Here is a 19,530-nt window from a genome sequence, read left to right on the forward strand (position 1 = left end):
GTAAAGATAGTAGTTTTAGGTAAATGAGTCAGCGATTGATTTTTCATTTTTATGCTCATTTCAGAAATACGTAAAAACAAAAAGCCCGGCTTATTACGGCCGGGCTTTTCTTTCAGGTAGTAAACAGAGAATTACTTCTCCTCTTCACTACTTTGAATATCTGCATGCTTCACATGGATCTTGATCTCTTCTGTTTCAACTACGTAATCTACTTCCATTACGTCGCCTGCAACAAGTTCTCCTTTAAGGATCTCTTCTGCAATAGGATCTTCAAGATACTTCTGAATAGCACGTTTCAGTGGTCTTGCACCAAAGTTAGAGTCATATCCTCTGTCTGCAATGAAATCTTTCGCTTTCTCAGTAAGTTCAATATTGTATCCAAGATCGTGAACTCTTGAGAATAAAGCTTTAAGTTCGATATCGATAATTTTGAAGATGTCTTCTCTGGTAAGAGAGTTAAACACGATCACATCATCAATACGGTTTAAGAACTCAGGAGCAAAAGCGCGTTTCAACGCATTTTCAATAACTCCTCTCGAGTGAGTATCAGCTTGTAAAGCTTTGGCATTCGTAGTGAAACCAACACCCTGACCAAAATCTTTCAACTGACGGGCACCGATGTTTGAAGTCATGATCACGATAGTATTACGGAAGTCAACTTTTCTTCCTAAGCTATCTGTCAACTGACCTTCATCCAATACTTGTAATAAGATATTGAAAACATCCGGGTGAGCTTTCTCGATCTCGTCTAAAAGAACTACTGAGTATGGCTTACGACGAACTTTTTCAGTCAACTGCCCCCCTTCTTCGTAACCTACGTATCCCGGAGGCGCACCAACTAAGCGAGATACTGCAAATTTCTCCATGTACTCGCTCATGTCAATCTGGATCAAAGCATCCTCACTATCGAACATGAAACGTGCTAATTCTTTAGCCAATTCAGTTTTACCAACTCCGGTAGGACCTAAGAAGATAAATGAGCCGATCGGCTTTTTAGGATCTTTCAATCCGGCACGAGTACGTTGAATCGCTTTAGTAAGCTTTTTGATCGCTTCGTCCTGACCAATAATCTTACCAGCCATTAGTTCAGGCATGGCCAGTAATTTCTGGCTGTCTGTCTGACCAACGCGTTGAACAGGAATACCTGTCATCATCGCCACTACTTCAGCAACATTGTCTTCAGTTACCGTGTAACGTTTTGTTTTCGTTTCAGCTTCCCAGGCAGCTTTAGCTTTGTCAAGTTCTTCAAGTAAGTTCTTTTCAGTATCGCGAAGCTTAGCTGCTTCTTCGTATTTCTGACTGCGAACTACTTTGTTCTTTTCAACTTTGATCTCCTCGATCTTTTGTTCAATGTCTATGATCTCTTGAGGAACATGGATATTGGTTAAGTGAACGCGAGAACCTGCTTCATCTAAAGCATCGATAGCTTTATCCGGTAAGAAACGATCTGTGATATAACGAGATGTTAAACTTACGCAAGCATTGATTGCTTCAGGAGTATAAGTAACCGCATGGTGTTCTTCGTATTTCTCCTTAATCCTGTTCAGAATTTCGATGGTTTCATCAGGAGTAGCAGGCTCTACCATTACCTTTTGGAAACGGCGATCTAACGCTCCGTCTTTCTCGATATACTGACGGTACTCATCTAATGTAGTAGCACCAATGCACTGGATCTCTCCACGAGCTAAAGCTGGCTTAAACATGTTAGATGCATCAAGGGAACCAGAGGCGCCACCAGCACCTACAATAGTATGGATCTCATCGATGAATAAAATCACATCGGGAGATTTCTCCAGCTCGTTCATTACAGCTTTCATTCTTTCTTCGAATTGACCGCGGTATTTTGTACCGGCAACCAACGAAGCAAGGTCAAGCGTAACAACGCGTTTATTAAACAGAACTCTTGATACCTTACGTTGAACAATACGAAGTGCAAGACCTTCAGCAATAGCTGACTTACCAACACCCGGTTCACCAATAAGGATCGGATTGTTCTTTTTACGACGTGATAAGATTTGAGAAACACGCTCAATTTCTTTCTCACGACCAACGATCGGATCAAGCTTTCCTTCTTCAGCAGCTTTCGTCAAATCACGACCGAAGTTGTCGAGAACCGGAGTTTTAGATTTGATATCAGAAACCTTTTTAGGCTGACTGAAAGAAGACTCCTCCTCACGGAAATCGTCGTCTCCAGCAGCGGAACCAGGCATTTCATCTCTGAAACCTTCTTTATTCTGTTCTACTTCTGCTTTAAATACATCGTAATTTACGTTGTACTGTAATAGGATCTGTGAGGCGATGTTATCGTCATCACGTAAGATTGAAAGCAGTAAATGCTCTGTGCCAATCACATCGCTCTTAAAGATTTTGGCTTCAAGATATGTAATTTTAAGAACCTTTTCTGCCTGCTTCGTTAGGGGAATGTTCCCCAGATTTGCTGTTGTGCCCGAAGTACCTTTTACAGCATCTTCAATAGAGCGACGCAAACGTACAGTATCAACACCCAACGCTTTCAGTACTTTTATAGCCATTCCATCGCCTTCGCGAATAAGGCCAAGTAACAAATGTTCGGTGCCAATGTAATCATGTCCCAGCCGCAACGCTTCTTCCCTACTGTATGATATTACGTCTTTGACACGAGGTGAAAATTTAGCTTCCATTATAAAACCTTTCTGTGTGTTGAACGCCCTAATCTATCAAAATGTTTCATAAATCAAAGGGCGATAAGTGTAAAAAATTTATCAACAATTAAGCCAAAGGACTATAGATGTATGATAATACTCTAATATAATAAAAATTGCTATGAAGTACGGTAAATCACGATATTTGGATCTCTTTTTCAAGCAAAAATGGCAGACGAAAAAATAATCTTTTCGATGGCTGGTGTAAATAAGATTTACCCTCCACAGAAACAAGTACTTAAGAACATATATCTATCCTTTTTCTATGGCGCCAAGATTGGCGTTATAGGTTTAAACGGTTCAGGTAAATCTTCATTGCTTAAAATAATAGCAGGTTTAGATAAATCTTTTCAGGGAGAAGTAGTTTTCTCTCCCGGCTACAGCGTAGGATATTTAGCACAGGAGCCTGAACTGGATCCTGAAAAAACAGTCCGGGAAGTTGTAGAGGAAGGAGTAGCTGAAATCACTTCTATCCTGAAGGAATATGAGGAAATCAACGAAAAGTTCGGTCTTCCTGAGGTGTATGAGAATCCAGACGAAATGGATAAACTTATGGCACGTCAGGGTGAACTTCAGGATAAAATTGATGCAACTGGAGCATGGGAACTAGATTCCAAGCTTGAACGCGCTATGGATGCATTAAGGACACCTGATCCAGATGCTAAGATTGCCACTTTGTCAGGCGGTGAACGCAGACGAGTAGCATTATGTCGTTTACTCCTGCAAGAGCCCGACGTTCTTCTATTAGACGAGCCGACCAATCACCTGGACGCAGAATCGATCGATTGGCTGGAGCAACACTTGCAACACTATAAAGGAACCGTAATCGCCGTTACACACGATCGTTATTTCCTGGACAATGTTGCAGGCTGGATACTCGAACTAGACCGAGGCGAAGGAATTCCATGGAAAGGCAATTACTCCTCGTGGCTTGATCAGAAGTCTAAGCGACTTGCTCAAGAGGAAAAAACAGAAAGCAAGCGTCAGAAAACTCTTGAAAGAGAGTTGGAATGGGTACGTATGGCTCCCAAAGCCCGCCACGCTAAATCTAAAGCCCGTATTGCCAACTACGAAAAAATGGCTTCCGAGGAAGGACGCGAGAAAGAAGAAAAACTGGAGCTATTTATCCCTCCCGGTCCACGCTTAGGAAATATCGTTATTGAAGCTCAGAATGTAACCAAAGCTTACGGAGATAAAGTCCTATTTGAAAACCTAAGCTTCACTCTTCCTCCAAACGGTATTGTTGGAATTATCGGTCCTAACGGTGCGGGTAAAACTACATTGTTCCGTTTGATCACGGGGCAAGAAACTCCTGACAACGGAACCTTCCGGGTTGGTGAAACAGTAGAACTGGGGTATGTTGATCAGATGCATAACGATCTTGATCCTGAAAAGTCAGTTTGGGAAAATATAACAGGAGGAAATGAGTCTATCCTTTTAGGAAACCGCCCAATTAACTCCAGAGCCTATGTGTCTAAATTCAATTTCAACGGAGCTGATCAGCAGAAAAAAGTAGGTGTACTTTCGGGAGGAGAAAGGAACCGGGCCCATCTTGCCATTACCCTTAAAAAAGGATCGAATGTCCTTCTTCTGGATGAGCCCACCAATGATATCGACGTGAATACCTTACGGGCATTAGAGGAAGGCTTGGAAAATTTTGCAGGCTGTGCAGTGATCATTTCCCACGACCGGTGGTTCCTTGACAGGATCTGCACCCACATACTTGCATTTGAAGGCGAATCACAGGTATACTTCTTCGAGGGTAATTACAGTGATTATGAAGAGAACAAGAAAAAGAGATTAGGCGATTCAGGTCCAAAGCGGATCAAGTACAAGAAACTCATCGCTTAGAATGTAATTAATATCAAATCAAAGCCCCGCATTTCTCATGGATAGCGGGGCTTTGTCGCTTTTAGACGTGATTGGGGTCATTTTTATTGCGTGTAATTGCTGGTATTTTTATTCAATAAAACCAGTATTATGCAAACCATTATAGTAGCTACCGACTTTTCCGAAAGCTCAGAGGTAGCATTAAAATACGCCTCATTCATTGCAAAATTTACAAGAGCAAAAATCACTCTTCTAAATTACTACCAGTTCAGCATTCATGTTTTAAATGCCAGGGTTAGTCCTACGGCTATGAGCAAATTGGTCAAGAACAATCAGGAACATTTAGAAAGCTATGCAGAGGCAGCATCCTACAGATACGAAGTTCCTCTCAACTGCAGCACACTTACCTCTCTGTCTGAGGACAGCTTAGCTGAGTTTGCGGAAAAGCAGAATGCCAGCATGATCATTATGGGAAGGAAGAAAGATTACAGTGCTTATCTGTCGACGGAAAATGTATCCAACACAATCATTGCTAATTCAACTATACCTGTACTGATCGTTCCTGAAGGAGTAATCTTCAGCTTCCCTGAGAAAATCCTCTACGCTTGCGACTACCATTCTATTCCACTGATGAAGAATCTGGCAGGCTTAAAAGAATTAGCTACAGCCTTTGAATCAGAACTTCAAATACTTCACATATGCAAAAACCAGGTAGAATCTGATGAAGAGTTTATTACAAGAACAGCAACTCTCGAATTGTTAGAAAATTCTATCAGTACCCTAAACCATACGTATAAGGATATAGAAGCTAAAAGTATTATTGCCGGACTTGAAAAAGGAATATGTGATTTCAAAGCTGATCTACTAGTGATGTCACCTCATAAGTACGGTTTCTGGAATTCACTATTCCACAAAAGCAAAACTCTTGAAATGGCATTCAAGACACGAATACCTCTGCTTGCTATTCCAGGCTAAGAACTAACACCTTTTGAAATGCTGTATTTAGAGTATAAGTACAGCATTTTTTTAAAATATCAGCTATTATCAGATACATCCTGCTCACCTGATCCTTCTGTAGGGGACTATTCCTTGTCACAAAACTATTATAAAAAACCTGAACACAATTAACCACCCTTGCTGTTGAATTTAAATGCATATCCTATTTAAACGACACGGACAGAAACGCCTGTTTAAACGCTTCGAAAGCATTGAGGCCTTAAACGCAGAAATCAAACTCGGTCACAACGAGAAGTTTCCCGGCAACAACCAGTTTCATTATGATATTGTGGCTAATGAAGTCAACATTCTGAACAACAGACTTAATGAGCTGGAGTGCAGAGAACAACTGGACGTTTCAGGCTGCCTACAACGCGCCCGTTAAGAACAATATCCGAATTTTGTTAGCCTCAAGTTAAGCAAATCTTCTAGTCTGGTTCGGGTTTGGTTCGGGTAAAGTTCGGAACCACGGCTTACAGTAGGCCATTCACAGGCACCACGCCTTAGGTTATGCCTGAGCTATGGGCGAAGCATGTACGGCTTAGTTAGGAATGAAATACGAAGAAATATCGCTATAAGGTCGCTATAACATCGCTGTAAGGTCGCTATAAGGTCACTGTAAATAGAAAGAGAAAAGTCAAAAGAGGAAAGGAAAAGGAATAGGGGGTATCTTTCAAACTAAGGTACAAAAAAATCCGGTCAATAGCTACGTAATAAAAAGGAGCCAAAAGCGGTATAACAGATAACCAGGGCCCTTAAATCCAAAAAAAGCCCTGCTGATAACAGGGCTTGTGTAAAATTAAGCAATGGAATTTTGCCTCGAGGCATTCAATTCATTATGCCGTTTCGAGCGAAGGCTCAATTTCTAATATTCGTCTTCGTTGAAGAAGAAGTCATCTTTAGTTGGATAGTCAGGCCAAATCTCTTCGATATTTTCATAAGGCTCACCATCATCTTCAAGGGCCTGTAAGTTTTCAATCACTTCAACAGGTGCGCCTGAACGGATAGCATAGTCTATCAACTCGTCTTTTGTAGCAGGCCATGGAGCGTCTTCCAGATGCGATGCCAATTCTAGTGTCCAATACATATTACTTACTTAGGGTTTAGCTTCAAAAATTTGTCGCAAAAGTATAATAAAAAATATAAGAATTTAAAATAATTTTTTTAAGTTTTAAAATCGTGGTAGCCAGACATTTTCTTCGCTTCCTGCATCTAAAGACACCTTCCTGCTTAAAACGAATAAGTAGTCACTTAAACGATTCAAGTATACCATCACAATTTCATTAACATAACTCTCCTCCGCCAAATGCACCACTAACCGCTCCGCCCTTCTACAGATACAGCGGGCAACATGGCAAAAAGAAGCAGCCTTACCTCCTCCCGGCAGAATAAAATGCCTTAGTTCAGGAAGCAGAACTTCCATCCTATCCATCTCCTGCTCGAGCATTAAGATATCCTCCTCCTTTAAATCAGGCAATTTCATCCTTGATTTCTCAGGATCCGAAGCCAAAACAGAACCTATTGTAAACAACCTGTCCTGCACCTCTTTCAACACTGATTTATGGTGAAGGTCGATTTCGTACTCCCGTATCAAACCGATATACGAATTCAGTTCGTCAATTGTTCCATAACTTTCAATCCTCAGATGATATTTGGGAACCCGCACACCACCAATCAAAGACGTTTGTCCCTTATCGCCTGTCTTAGTATATATCTTCATGAAATAGCTTAAGATTTGAAAGTCTCATTTATAAAGCAAAGCATCATACCTTTATCGACTTTAATCGATCAGGGCAGCAAATTAAACTTTTTCAGTTTTATATCTTTCCCTTGATTCAAAGATTTTTGTCATATTTTCTGAGGCCCATTCGGATAAGTGAATAAGCTGAGAGAGCAGGCTTCTTCCCAAGTCGGTTAGCTGGTATTCTACTCTCGGTGGAATTTCAGCAAAAACTTGCCTGCTTACCAATCCATCCTCCTCAAGGCTTCTTAAAGTAACCGTCAACATGCGCTGAGAAATTCCGTGTATCCCTTTCATTAATTCACTAAATCGCAGCTTTTCTGATTTACCCAGCAGAATGATCGTATGGATAGACCATTTATCACTGATACGATCTAAAACATTCGTAATTGGACACTGCATTGTCTTGAATTTGTCAGGAAAATGACCTTTTACAACTTCCGGACTCGCCTTAGCTCGTGTTTTGCCAATAGTTACTTCCATATAACTAAGTATTAAAATAGTGCCTTATTGTTTGGAACTAAGTTACTAAATATTTTTGAGTTATCAAAAGTAACTATTAAACAGAACACGAGAAATGGACATTTTATCAATATTAAACTGGCGTTATGCAACTAAACGCATGAACGGACAAGAGATTCCGGAAGAAAAACTAGAGCGTATTTTAGAGAGCGTAAGACTTTCAGCATCATCCATCGGCATGCAACCGTATAATGTGTTGGTTATTAAAGACAAAGAACTGCGTGAAAAAATTAAGGCAGTTGCTAATAACCAAGCGCAAATCACAGAAAGTTCTCACCTTTTAGTTTTTGCCGCCTGGGACAATATCACTCCCCAACGGGTAGATGAGTTTGTAAACAGAATTGCAGAAGTTAGAAAAGTTTCAGTAGACTCATTAGCTACCATGAGAGCATATGGAGAAAATTTTCTAAATAATTCAGCAGAACAAAATTTCAACTGGGCTGCACGACAATCTTATATCGCCTTAGGAACAGCTTTGGTTGCTGCCGGATCAGAACAAGTAGATGCCACACCGATGGAGGGCTTTAACGCACAAGCACTTGACGAATTACTAGGTTTAGAAGCATTAGGATTAAAAAGCGTAAGCTTACTTCCATTAGGTTACAGAGATCCGGAAAATGACTGGTTGCTTAACCTTCCAAAGGTAAGAACAGCTAAAGAGAAATTATTTATTTCCGATGAAGAGCTTGAGTCGAAAGTAGCGTAGGGATTAAAGAAGATATTTTTAAACGGGGCTTTGTGGCCCCGTTTTCATTTATACTTTTTAATAAGCTCTTGCAAATAGCACCCTTTGAGTAGAAGGTTTGCCAGAATAGATACAAACGCCCTCTTCCTGCTTGTTATTTAGAGGAATGCAACGTATTGTTGCTTTCGTTTCTTCCTTAATTTTTTGTTCTGTCTCAGGAGTACCATCCCAATGAGCAGCTACAAAACCAGCTTTTGAATCTAATACCTGCTTAAACTCTTCGTAGGAATTCACCTCAGTAGTGCTCTCCTCGCGGAACTTCAGGGCCTTTTGATAAATATTGGTTTGGATTTCCTCAAGAAGATCCTCAATCCTTTCCGCCAAACCGTCCCTGTTAACCGTTTCCTTTGTCCTAGTATCGCGACGAGCCAGTTCTACCGTTCCGTTTTCAAGGTCCCGACCCCCGATTGCCACACGAACAGGGACTCCCTTAAGTTCGTATTCTGCAAATTTGAACCCAGGTCTTTGTGTTTCCCGGTCGTCGTATTTTACAGATATACCCTTTTGTTTTAAGGCTTGCGATAATTGATCCGCTACCCCTGAGATCTTTGCAAATTCCTCGTCTCCTTTGTAAATAGGCACGATCACCACTTGAATAGGTGCCAGTTTTGGAGGAAGTACGAGTCCCTGGTCATCAGAGTGAGCCATGATCAAGGCACCCATTAAGCGAGTTGAAACACCCCAGGAAGTAGCCCAAACAAAGTCTTGTTTCCCCTCCTTGTTGGTAAACTTTACGTCGAATGCTTTTGCAAAATTCTGACCAAGGAAATGGGAAGTACCGGCCTGAAGTGCTTTTCCATCCTGCATTAATGCTTCGATGCAATACGTTTCTACAGCACCCGCAAAACGTTCGTTTGGCGTTTTAACTCCTTTCACTACAGGAACAGCTAAAAAATTCTCAGCGAAATCAGCATATACATCCAGCATTCTTTCTGCTTCCTCTATAGCCTCTTCAGAAGTTGCGTGTGCAGTATGCCCTTCCTGCCAAAGAAATTCGGCAGTTCTTAGGAATAACCTGGTGCGCATCTCCCAACGTACAACGTTAGCCCATTGATTAACGAGAATAGGAAGATCGCGATAGGATTGGATCCAGCCTTTATACGTATTCCAAATGATTGTTTCAGAGGTTGGACGAACGATCAGTTCTTCCTCTAGTTTAGCTTCTTCGTCTACAATAATGTTTCCATTACCATCGTTCTTTAAACGGTAGTGAGTAACAACTGCACACTCAGTAGCAAAACCTTCAACGTGAGATGCTTCCTTAGAGAAAAATGATTTGGGAATAAAAAGTGGAAAGTAAGCATTGGAATGTCCGGTATCTTTAAACATTTTGTCTAAAGCAGCCTGCATTTTTTCCCAGATAGAATATCCATAGGGCTTGATAACCATACAGCCTCTTACAGCAGAATGTTCTGCAAGGTCGGCCTTTGTCACCAGTTCGTTATACCACTGTGAATAGTCTTCATTTTTACTTGTAATTCCCTTACTCATAATATGTTTTGAAATGATTTTTTTTGTAACTTTAACACAAATATCGGAGGCGCAAAGTTATAAAACTAACCGAGGTATTTATATTAATTGATGCAACCATTTCTCACCAGGTTTCGTCATGCTGAGGGGGATTTGCAGAGAGAGTTCAAACACACACAACAATGAAAAAATTACTATTACCCGTTTTCGCAATCTCAGCATTATTGCTGGGATCCTGCTCTACACAAAAAATTGCCCAGCAACAGAGCAATGAGGATGATGTGTATTTTACAGAAGCAAAGGCGAAAGAAGTAACTTTTGCAGTCAGAGAAGAACGCAGAGAGGAGAAGAGCTATCGCACGGACGAGCAGTTGTACGGCGGCGGCAACTACGCGGATGACCGTTACGATAATAGTTACTATGATGACTACAATTATGACTACGGCTATGCATCACGTCTAAACCGCTTCTACGGTCGTTCTCCATGGAGGTCAAATTACTATGACAGCTGGTACGCTTATTCTTATAATCCATGGTATACTTACCGTTATGATCCATTCTTTTATGATCCATGGTACTATCGGGGAGGAATATCCCTTTCATTAGGATTCGGTGCTTATCCACGTTGGGGTGGCTACGGATACTATGACAATTTTTACATGGGATATTACGGAGCTCCATACGCTAGCAACTATTGGGGGCCTTACTCCTACTATAATGTATACCCTGGGTATGTATATAACAGAAGGTCCAATCCTAATTATGGCCCAAGGCCAACAAGAGGAGGTTCGGATGTGTACCGCTCTTCAGGAAGAGGAACGATAATAACTGGAGGTCAACCAAGAAGTTCAACTAATGGAAACGGCAGAACCAGTAGTTCTGGCGAAGAACCTAGCTACAGAAGACCGAGACCTTCTGGTCCGGATTATAATACTCAAAGAGAAAGACAGCCTTCCACCAGTTCAACCAGGGAGACTCAACCACAAACCCGTACTGAAAGACCAGCACCGGTTGAACGCTCAGCTCCGGCACCTTCCAGCTATGGCGGCGGAAATAGCAGCAGCGGTGGTGGAAATAATTCAGGTTCACGTCCTTCGAGAGGAGGCAACTAAGTATTAAAACAATGAAACACACATATATTATTTTATTGATCGCCTTGCTGGCGATTAAAGGGGAAAGTTATGCGCAGGGTTATGCGACGGATGCCTTAAGATTTTCGCAATACGAGTTTGGGTCGACAGCCAGGATTAAGGCATTGGGAAATGCACAAACTGCAATGGGTGGCGATCTGAGTTCTATCAGTGGTAATCCAGCTGGATTGGGTTTATATACTAAATCAGAGTTCGCCTTTACTCCTGAATTAATGAATTATAATACAACCAGTAGGTATTTCAATCAAAGCACTGATGCTAGTCGCGGACAAGTAGGCATTAGCAATGTGGGTGCAGTATTTGCCATAAAGCTAAATAAGGTCAAAGGACAGGACCTTAAAAAAGGAGCGCTAGCCTTAAACTTTGGTATCGGGTATAGTAAAACCTCGAATTTTGGCAATAAGATCATGTTTTCGGGGGTAAATAATCAGAACTCAATTGCTAATTTTTATGCCGATCTGGGAAACAACAGTAAGGGCACTAATCTGGCTGCAGGTAGTATCCCTGATGCAGCTTATGAAAGTCAACTTATAAATTATAATAACACCTACACTGCTATAACCAATCCAAATCCTACTCAAGAAGAAACGATCATCAGAAAGGGTTCACAATCAGAATTTAATCTGGCTGCAGGTTTAAATGTTGGAAACAAAGTATATTTCGGAGCTGCAGTTGGAATACTAGGAATCAATTATTCATCTGATAATACTTTTACTGAAAGTGGCACTTTATCTTACGCTGATCCACGTGGAAATTATCAGGAAAACTATTCAAATAATTATTATCAACGTTTTGAATCTAAAGGAACAGGAGTTAACGCAAAATTCGGTATGATCTTCAGACCGAGCAAGTTCTTGCGTTTAGGAGCTAACATTCAATCTCCTAACTGGTATACGATAGATGATAACTATTCTGAAAGTATTCGTACGCGTTTAACTAACAATCCTTACTTCACAGATCAGGAAGTTAAATCGCAAAATCAGCAATTTGAGACGTACACTTACAACCTTCGTACTCCAGCTAAGTTCAGTCTGGGAGCCGCCCTTTTATCCGGAAAGATTGGTTTTATTACCGGTGATGTTGAATTTGTTGATTATAGCAGTATGGAACTTAGTGAACCTGATAGCTATAATTCCGGTGATGTTGCTGAAGATAACAGATTCATAGTTAACAACTACAAAAACGCTGTAAACTATAAGGTAGGAGCCGAAGTAAAGGCAGGCCCACAGTTCATGCTAAGAGCAGGTTATGGAGTGACTGGCTCTCCGATGGAAAATTCAGTTCAAGATCTGGAAATCAAGACGTATTCTTTTGGGGGTGGTTACCGGGCCGGTAATTTAAGCCTTGACGTTGCTTTTATCAACAACACTCGCAATTCATCTTTATCTCCATACTTGTTAGACAGTGGCGTTAATCCTGTTGCTACATCTAAAAACGTTAAAAACGGAGTATTTATAACCATAGCTACTCGCTTCTAATATTCAACAGTGGCCGCAGCTTCCTCTGCAGCCACTGTTTTTAAATAACCATTACTTCCTCTATCACATTTCCCTTCACATTTCCCCTTTCATATTTTACCTTTGAGCTCTAGTATTGATATGAGCTTAAAAAACAAAACTGTTATTATTACAGGTGCATCTTCAGGTATTGGCCGGGCTTGCGCTGAAGAATTTGCAAAACAGGGAGCCAACCTTGTTCTGGGTGCCCGCCAGTTTGTTACTCTTTGTGAAATAGCACAGAAAATAGAAAAAGACTTTGGGGTAAAAGCGATTGCTGTTCAGTGCGATGTATCCAAAGAAGAGGATTGCGAACATCTAATTAAACAAGCAGAATTAACCTTTAACAGGATTGATGTCTTAATTAATAACGCTGGGATCAGTATGCGAGCTCTGTTCAAAGACCTTGATCTGGTAGTGATTAAGAACCTGATGGATATTAATTTCTGGGGTACTGTGTACTGTACAAAATTTGCCATGCCTCAATTATTAAAGAACCAGGGATCAGTAGTGGGAGTATCCTCTATTGCGGGATATCGGGGATTACCGGGCCGTACCGGTTATTCAGCATCTAAGTTTGCTATGAATGGATTCTTAGAAGCTTTGCGGGTTGAAAATTTGAAAACAGGACTTCATGTAATGATCGCGGCACCAGGGTTTACGGCTTCCAATATCAGGAATACCGCCTTGGCGAAAGATGGCAGCTCACAAGGAGAAACGAGTATGGATGAAGGCAAAATGATGACAGCTGAGGAAGTGGCAGCAATTATCGTTGATGGAGTGGTTAAACGCAAAAGGACCCTAATAATGACAGGCCAGGGGAAACTGGCGGTTTTAATGAATAAACTTATACCAGCCTGGGTTGACAAAAAAGTATTCGAACTGTTTGCAAAGGAAAGAGATCCACTTATCAAATAAAAATGCTTATCTAAAAACAATAAAAATGGCCAGTAACAACTCCATAACCCGTTTTGTCCGCCTTCCGGATCTTATTTCCCTTGGAAATGGAGTACTTGGCATCCTATCCATCATCTGCAGTATTCATCATTACACAGATCTTGCTGTTCTGGCTATCGTTCTAGCTGGAGTTCTTGATTTTCTTGACGGGCGCATTGCAAGACGAATGGGTTTGGCCTCTCCTTTTGGGGTTCAGCTTGATTCTCTATGTGATATTTGCTCTTTCATTGTTGCTCCGGCAATTTTTGCCTATACAATGGACAGCATTGATGTTACCATCAGGATTGCGCTGGTAATTATTTATCTGATTGCCGGATTGCTACGACTTGCACGCTTTAATATTACAGGCACCCTTGATAATGGGAAATATTTTGAAGGAATGCCGGTTCCTTTTAGTATTGCAATTGTATGCAGTTACTTTCTGTTCACTTACTTCGGCCTGCCCCTCCTTATTTGGATGGCACTATATTTTATTCATGCATTCCTGATGGTTTCGACTTTGAAAATCAGGAAGCTTTAATGTAAGGGCCTTCTCTTGATAATTCCCCCATTCGTTTCGGTAATTACGTTCATCACCATAAAAGCTTTACGATCTATAGCTGCGACCACCTCCTTTACTTTCGTAACTTCAAGCCGGGTAACTACAGTGAACACAATATCAATGTCCTTATCGGCGTGCATATTTCCTCCAAAGCCCCGTTCTCCTTTATAGATCGTTACGCCGCGACCAAGATTATATATAATAGCCTCCCGGATCTCTTTACTTCTTGAGGAAATGATAGTGACTCCCGTATACTCTTCTATTCCCTGAATAATAAAGTCGACAGTTTTAGAAGCAGCCAAATAGGTTAGGATCGAGTATAGGGCCGCTTCGATACCAAGAATGAAAGCGGCAATAATAAAGATCACTACATTTATGATCAGGATGATGTCCCCGATAGAAAAAACGCTTTTCCGGTTTATATAAACCGCCATTATTTCGGTGCCATCTAGAACGCAGCCCCCTCTCATGGCCATTCCGATCCCTGCTCCCAGGAAAAAGCCTCCGAAAATTGCGGTAAGAAGCTTATCGTTCGTGATGATCGGGAAATCCAGAAAGAAAATAACCAGAGCCAGGCCGGAGACTGCTGCAAGGGTATACAAAGAGAAACTTCTCCCTATTTGTTTAGCCCCCATGTAGATGAACGGAGCGTTAAATACCAATAAACAGACGGAAACTGGAATATTAGTTGTGTGATTAACCAGCAGGGATATGCCAGTTACCCCCCCATCAATAAATCCGTTTGGCACCAGAAAGCCCTTTAAGCCAAATGCGGCAAGAAAAACTCCGGCAACAACAAACAGGGCCTTTCCCAGCTTTTGACGGAAGGATAAAATATATTTGGTTCGCCTACTTTTCATATCTGGTTAAAAATAATAAAAAGGAATATGGAGGCAAGGACAAATTCTTTTTTCCAGTTCCAAAATATTCCCCTTATTTTGTAAGAATGCCAACGATAGCGTTTAATTTTTAAAATATTTCTACTCCTATAATATGAAGATAAAAAAAGCAGTAATTACTGCGGCTGCTCGGGGCGAACGCCTTTACCCTGTTGCTGACACGATACAAAAAGCAATGCTTCCTGTTATTGATGTTGATGGTTTACATAAGCCAGTTATCCAAATCATTGCAGAAGAGGCCTTTGCCAGTGGAATTGAAGAAATTTGCATTGTCTGTGCACCAGGAGATGGAGAGCGGTACAAAGCAGCCTTCAAATCCTTAAGGGACAATCTGGTAAAATCCTTCCAGAATGCCGATTGGGCAAACCAGGAAGCACAGAAAATTGACCATTTAGTAAACAACCTCCATTTTGCTGAGCAGGCAGAAGCTAAGGGTTACGGACATGCGGTGCTTTGCGCGGCAGAATTTACAGGAGATGATCCTTTCCTTCTGCTTCTGGGAGACTACCTTTACATCTCTGAGCTGGCACAAAAGCGCTGTGCTGCACAACTGATCGATCTTGCAACCCAGGAGAATTGTTCTGTATCTGCAGTAAATCCAACCCCTGAACATCTTATCGGACGTTACGGAACTTTAACCGGTAAACAGTTGAGCAATCAGCACGGCGTTTACAAAATCGATAAGATCATAGAGAAACCGTCCCTAAGCCTTGCAGAGCTAGAGTTGCAAACTCCAGGCCTGCGTATTGGATATTACTTATGCTTTTTCGGAATGCATGTGTTCACGCCTTCTGTAATGAAAATGCTTGAGCAACAAGTGCAAGGCGGTGCAGAAAATATTATGCTGACCCCTACCCTTCAGGAACTAGCAGAATCAGAGAAATATCTTGCGCTTGAAGTTAAAGGGTCGCGCTATGACTTGAGTCGCAAACATGGTCTGTTGCAAGCTCAACTTGCACTAGGACTTGCGGGTGAAGCAAAAAGCGAAACTCTGGGAACGCTCGTTGAACTACTTGCCGAAGCTAATTCCAGAAAATAAGGAGGTATGATGAATGTTTTTGTAGAAACAATTACCTCTGCAGAGCCGGAGAAACGCAACCGCTCCTTCTTTGAACTTGCTTCCAAATTCTCTTCAAGAGAACTTTTAAACGAGCTTATTCAACTGGAGAAATTTAGAAAGTCGACCGATAACCTTTACGATAAAGTGAGGGCGATCTTATTTTTAAATGCGGGCTTTCGCTATTTCTTAACAGAGGCAAAAGATATCCCGGAGACGGGAAAAATCCCCTACAGGGGTTTTGAAGATCTTTTGGGCAGGCGATTTGAAGAAGCCATTTCAGTCTTCTTGAATGATTTAAGCACGAACGGCCCTAATGCTGCTTTATTCAGCGGATTAGCTGAATGCTATCATCATCTCTCGTTCCAGATCTTAGCCGATCAGGTGCGTAAAAGCGTTCGTTCCAGTAAGGGAAATCAATGGATGTTCCGCGCTGGAAACAAGGATGAACACCCTATATCCATACATCCTCAACTCCTTCAGAGAAAAGATAATTCTTTGTTCTATCCGATCCTTCATGAGCAGACTTCAGTAAGGATGGATTTGACCCATAGTGGCTGGTCGGATATATTCTTCCTGGGAATGGACTATCCTGAAGGAGCACGTGTGATCAACGTCTCTATTGATCTCGGCGTATATGGTCGTGATAAAGATATCCGACCGCCGTTGAACTCGTATTTCAGAGTAATTCCAGAACCTGTTTTAAGGGTTACAAGCATCGACCTGGGTACCACGAAAGATATCACAGATCTTGACGATCTTTTTAATTTCGGAAATGATTATTTGAGTCTGGTTAAAGCAGGTATAATTGCTTCAGGTCTAATCCCACCGTCTTTCGAGGGAACTAATCAATCACTTCCAGCTGTGCTGGCAAGAATTGCCGGACAGGGAATGGGAATTGAACTGGTAACACGGGTGAATGACATACCTAAGGGCTCGCGATTTGCCGTATCCACCAATTTGCTGGGATCTATCATTAGTTTGCTTATGCGGGCAACGGGGCAGACGGAGAATTTAACCGGGGGACTAAACGAACAGGAAAGAAGACTTGTTGCTTCCAGAGCAATTTTGGGCGAATGGCTAGGCGGTTCTGGAGGCGGATGGCAGGATTCCGGAGGCGTATGGCCAGGGATCAAAGCGATACAAGGAGAATTTGCTCAGCCTGGTGATCCGGAGTTTGGTGTCTCAAAAGGAACATTATTACCGAGGCATAAAGTACTGACAGGCGAGGACGTCCATCCTGATTTCTTCCAGAAACTGACGGGCTCTTTGGTGCTAATGCATGGAGGTATGGCTTCTAATGTCGGACCTATCCTTGAAATGGTGACTCAAAAGTACCTTTTAAGAGGGCAACGTGAAACGGCAGCAAGACAGCAAACCAATCAAATCTTCGAAAATATATTGGGAGCTATCAAAGAAGGCGATGTGAGAAAGCTTGCAGAAAATACAGATAAAAACTTTGCAGGCCCTATCAAGACCATTATTCCCTGGGCTTCTACTCATTATACTGAGGAATTGATCCGCAAAGCAAAGCAACAGCTTGGGGCTGACTATTACGGCTTCCTTATGCTGGGAGGAATGTCTGGGGGAGGAATGGGAATGTTTGTAAATCCCGATAAATATGAGCTATACAAACAGCAATTGCTGGAGACCCTATTAAGCACTAAAAAAGCTCTTTCATCATCACTTCCTTTTGCTATGGACCCAGTTGTTTACAATTGGGATATTAATCATAAAGGGACAGTAGCAGACATGCTGGAGGGCAATGACGCGGTGATGCCTGAGCAGTATTATGCCATTCAGGTGTCAGACCTTGTGCGAAAGGAGCCATCTTCCATTTCATACATCAGAAGGGCTGAGATCGATTACTTTACCACCCATTGCGAGCAAAATAATATGGCCTATCCATTGCTGCGCACCATTGTTAGTAACCTATTTAAGGTATCAGATCCTTCTTCTCAGGGGAACCGGGATGCAGAGAATGAGAAAGCGAACCGCATTAAGAAGGAAAATGGATTTGACTTTATTCAACATGAAGAGATCCGGGAGGAATTGCAGAAAGGCAGGATCGGTCTTTCAAGGAACCGCCTTCCTGCTGAAACTCTGATAGAAGATGTAAAAGCAGAAGAAATTCAGAAGCTTGAAAAAATACAGTCAGTTGAAAGCGGGGAAAAGGCGATCCGGAGTGGAGAAGTTGGGGTAATAAGCTTAGCCGCTGGAGTTGGAAGTCGCTGGACAAAGGGTGCCGGTGTAATAAAGGCGATAAATCCTTTTGTAGAAATTAAAGGCATTCACAGAAGCTTCCTTGAGATCCACCTGGCTAAAACCAGGAAGGCCGCAGAAAAGTGGCAGGCAAGAATCCCTCATGTGGTGGCGACCAGCTATCTTACCCATTCTGCTATTGAATTAAAGTTAAAGGAGACCCGGAACTTTGGTTATGATGGTCCCGTTTATCTTTCTGAAGGCAGGTCTATTGGCCAGCGGTTCGTACCCATGGAGCGCGACCTACGCTTTATGTGGGAGGAGATGCCTCAGGAAACCCTGGATGAAAACAAGCAGAAGGTACGTGATTCAGTTCGGCAAAGTATGATCAACTGGGCTAAATCGAAAGGTGAAGGGACTGATTATGTAGATAATATCGCAGCACAGCGCTTCTCACCTTTGGGTCACTGGTACGAAGTTTCCAATTTGTTAAGGAATGGAACGCTGGCCCGCTTGATTCAAGAGCAACCTCAAATTCAAACGCTTATGCTTCATAATATTGATACCCTTGGCGCAGATATCGACCCTGCCGCCCTGGAGTATCACTTGAAAAGTGGCAATGTTCTAACTTTTGAGGTAATTCCGAGACGACTGGAAGATCGCGGAGGAGGTTTAGCAAGGATCAACGGAAACTTGCGATTACTCGAAGGGCTAGCTCAGCCCCGGGAAGAGGACGAATTAAATCTTAGCTATTATAATTCAAACACCACGTGGATTCAGATCGATCCCCTACTTAAGCTGTTTGGCTTAACAAGAGAAGATCTTGCTAAAGGAGATGAAGCGAGACTAGCTAAAGCCGTGAGGAGTGTTGCACACCGCATCCCAACCTACGTTACTATTAAAGATGTAAAGTATCGTTGGGGACACGCGCAGGAAGATATATATCCGGTTGCCCAAATTGAGAAATTGTGGACCGATATGACTGCTCTTCCTGACCTTAAATGTGGTTATCTTGCCGTTCCCAGAAGTCGCGGACAACAGATGAAGGACCCTGCACAGCTGGATAGTTGGGTGACCGACGGAAGTAAAGACTATATTATTGGTCTCGGCCAGTTTGAATAGTAAATACACTATTTTTAAGTGGCCGGGGAGATCCGGCCACTTTCTCAATGACCTTCCTATACTCTACATATCAGAATAAATCCTAATACCTTTCCGGAGTATTTATTGTCACAAACCATT

General features: G+C 41.9%; 15 protein-coding genes. 9 read left to right on the forward strand and 6 right to left on the reverse strand.

The window, feature by feature from the left end:
• Positions 1 to 131: 131 nt before the first annotated feature.
• The gene (locus J4N24_RS03380) at positions 132 to 2,660 is read right to left on the reverse strand and encodes an ATP-dependent Clp protease ATP-binding subunit (protein ID WP_207532213.1); all 2,529 of its coding nucleotides are present in this window, start codon (positions 2,658 to 2,660) and stop codon (positions 132 to 134) included.
• 189 nt (positions 2,661 to 2,849) lie between these two features.
• On the opposite strand from J4N24_RS03380, the gene ettA reads away from it, so the two are divergent.
• The gene (gene ettA, locus J4N24_RS03385) at positions 2,850 to 4,532 is read left to right on the forward strand and encodes an energy-dependent translational throttle protein EttA (protein WP_207532214.1); all 1,683 of its coding nucleotides are present in this window, start codon (positions 2,850 to 2,852) and stop codon (positions 4,530 to 4,532) included.
• A 129-nt stretch (positions 4,533 to 4,661) separates the two neighbouring features.
• Positions 4,662 to 5,486: a universal stress protein gene (locus J4N24_RS03390; protein ID WP_207532215.1), complete on the forward strand. Its 825-nt coding sequence runs from the start codon at positions 4,662 to 4,664 to the stop codon at positions 5,484 to 5,486.
• Between the two features lie 886 nt (positions 5,487 to 6,372).
• Here the strand turns inward: J4N24_RS03390 and J4N24_RS03395 are convergent.
• From J4N24_RS03395 to J4N24_RS03405, 3 genes are all read right to left on the reverse strand, one after another.
• Positions 6,373 to 6,594, reverse strand: a complete 222-nt coding sequence (locus J4N24_RS03395) for a DUF2795 domain-containing protein (protein WP_002996718.1) — start codon at positions 6,592 to 6,594, stop codon at positions 6,373 to 6,375.
• 84 nt (positions 6,595 to 6,678) lie between these two features.
• Positions 6,679 to 7,227 (reverse strand): cob(I)yrinic acid a,c-diamide adenosyltransferase, encoded by a 549-nt coding sequence (locus tag J4N24_RS03400; protein WP_207532216.1) that lies wholly within the window; start codon positions 7,225 to 7,227, stop codon positions 6,679 to 6,681.
• 81 nt (positions 7,228 to 7,308) lie between these two features.
• Positions 7,309 to 7,731, reverse strand: coding sequence for a winged helix-turn-helix transcriptional regulator (locus J4N24_RS03405; protein ID WP_207532217.1), 423 nt, complete (start codon positions 7,729 to 7,731; stop codon positions 7,309 to 7,311).
• Positions 7,732 to 7,825: 94 nt separating this feature from the next.
• Between J4N24_RS03405 and J4N24_RS03410 the strand changes: the two genes are divergently transcribed.
• The gene (locus J4N24_RS03410) at positions 7,826 to 8,476 is read left to right on the forward strand and encodes a nitroreductase family protein (protein ID WP_207532218.1); all 651 of its coding nucleotides are present in this window, start codon (positions 7,826 to 7,828) and stop codon (positions 8,474 to 8,476) included.
• Between the two features lie 57 nt (positions 8,477 to 8,533).
• Here J4N24_RS03410 and proS read toward each other — a convergent pair whose 3' ends face one another.
• Positions 8,534 to 10,006: a proline--tRNA ligase gene (gene proS / locus J4N24_RS03415; RefSeq protein WP_207532219.1), complete on the reverse strand. Its 1,473-nt coding sequence runs from the start codon at positions 10,004 to 10,006 to the stop codon at positions 8,534 to 8,536.
• Between the two features lie 161 nt (positions 10,007 to 10,167).
• Here proS and J4N24_RS03420 point away from each other — a divergent pair, with 161 nt between their 5' ends.
• The 4 genes from J4N24_RS03420 (at position 10,168) to J4N24_RS03435 (ending at position 14,109) form a co-directional block, all read left to right on the forward strand.
• Positions 10,168 to 11,097 (forward strand): hypothetical protein, encoded by a 930-nt coding sequence (locus tag J4N24_RS03420; protein ID WP_207532220.1) that lies wholly within the window; start codon positions 10,168 to 10,170, stop codon positions 11,095 to 11,097.
• Between the two features lie 11 nt (positions 11,098 to 11,108).
• On the forward strand, positions 11,109 to 12,614 hold the full coding sequence (locus J4N24_RS03425) for an OmpP1/FadL family transporter (protein WP_207532221.1): 1,506 nt from the start codon (positions 11,109 to 11,111) through the stop codon (positions 12,612 to 12,614).
• Positions 12,615 to 12,734: 120 nt separating this feature from the next.
• On the forward strand, positions 12,735 to 13,550 hold the full coding sequence (locus J4N24_RS03430; protein ID WP_207532222.1) for an SDR family oxidoreductase: 816 nt from the start codon (positions 12,735 to 12,737) through the stop codon (positions 13,548 to 13,550).
• A gap of 25 nt (positions 13,551 to 13,575) precedes the next feature.
• On the forward strand, positions 13,576 to 14,109 hold the full coding sequence (locus J4N24_RS03435) for a CDP-alcohol phosphatidyltransferase family protein (protein ID WP_207532223.1): 534 nt from the start codon (positions 13,576 to 13,578) through the stop codon (positions 14,107 to 14,109).
• On the opposite strand, the gene J4N24_RS03440 is transcribed toward J4N24_RS03435, so the two are convergent.
• On the reverse strand, positions 14,106 to 14,990 hold the full coding sequence (locus tag J4N24_RS03440) for a YitT family protein (RefSeq protein ID WP_207532224.1): 885 nt from the start codon (positions 14,988 to 14,990) through the stop codon (positions 14,106 to 14,108). The genes J4N24_RS03435 and J4N24_RS03440 overlap by 4 nt on opposite strands.
• Before the next feature lie 133 nt (positions 14,991 to 15,123).
• Here J4N24_RS03440 and J4N24_RS03445 point away from each other — a divergent pair, with 133 nt between their 5' ends.
• Entirely contained in the window at positions 15,124 to 16,068 is a 945-nt protein-coding gene (locus J4N24_RS03445) for a UTP--glucose-1-phosphate uridylyltransferase (RefSeq protein WP_207532225.1), read from the forward strand.
• A 6-nt stretch (positions 16,069 to 16,074) separates the two neighbouring features.
• A complete protein-coding gene (locus J4N24_RS03450; protein WP_242691484.1) occupies positions 16,075 to 19,410 on the forward strand; it encodes a UTP--glucose-1-phosphate uridylyltransferase in 3,336 nt (1,111 codons plus the stop codon).
• Positions 19,411 to 19,530 lie beyond the last annotated feature (120 nt).

The organism is Desertivirga arenae (assembly GCF_017355785.1).
GTDB lineage: Bacteria > Bacteroidota > Bacteroidia > Sphingobacteriales > Sphingobacteriaceae > Desertivirga > Desertivirga arenae.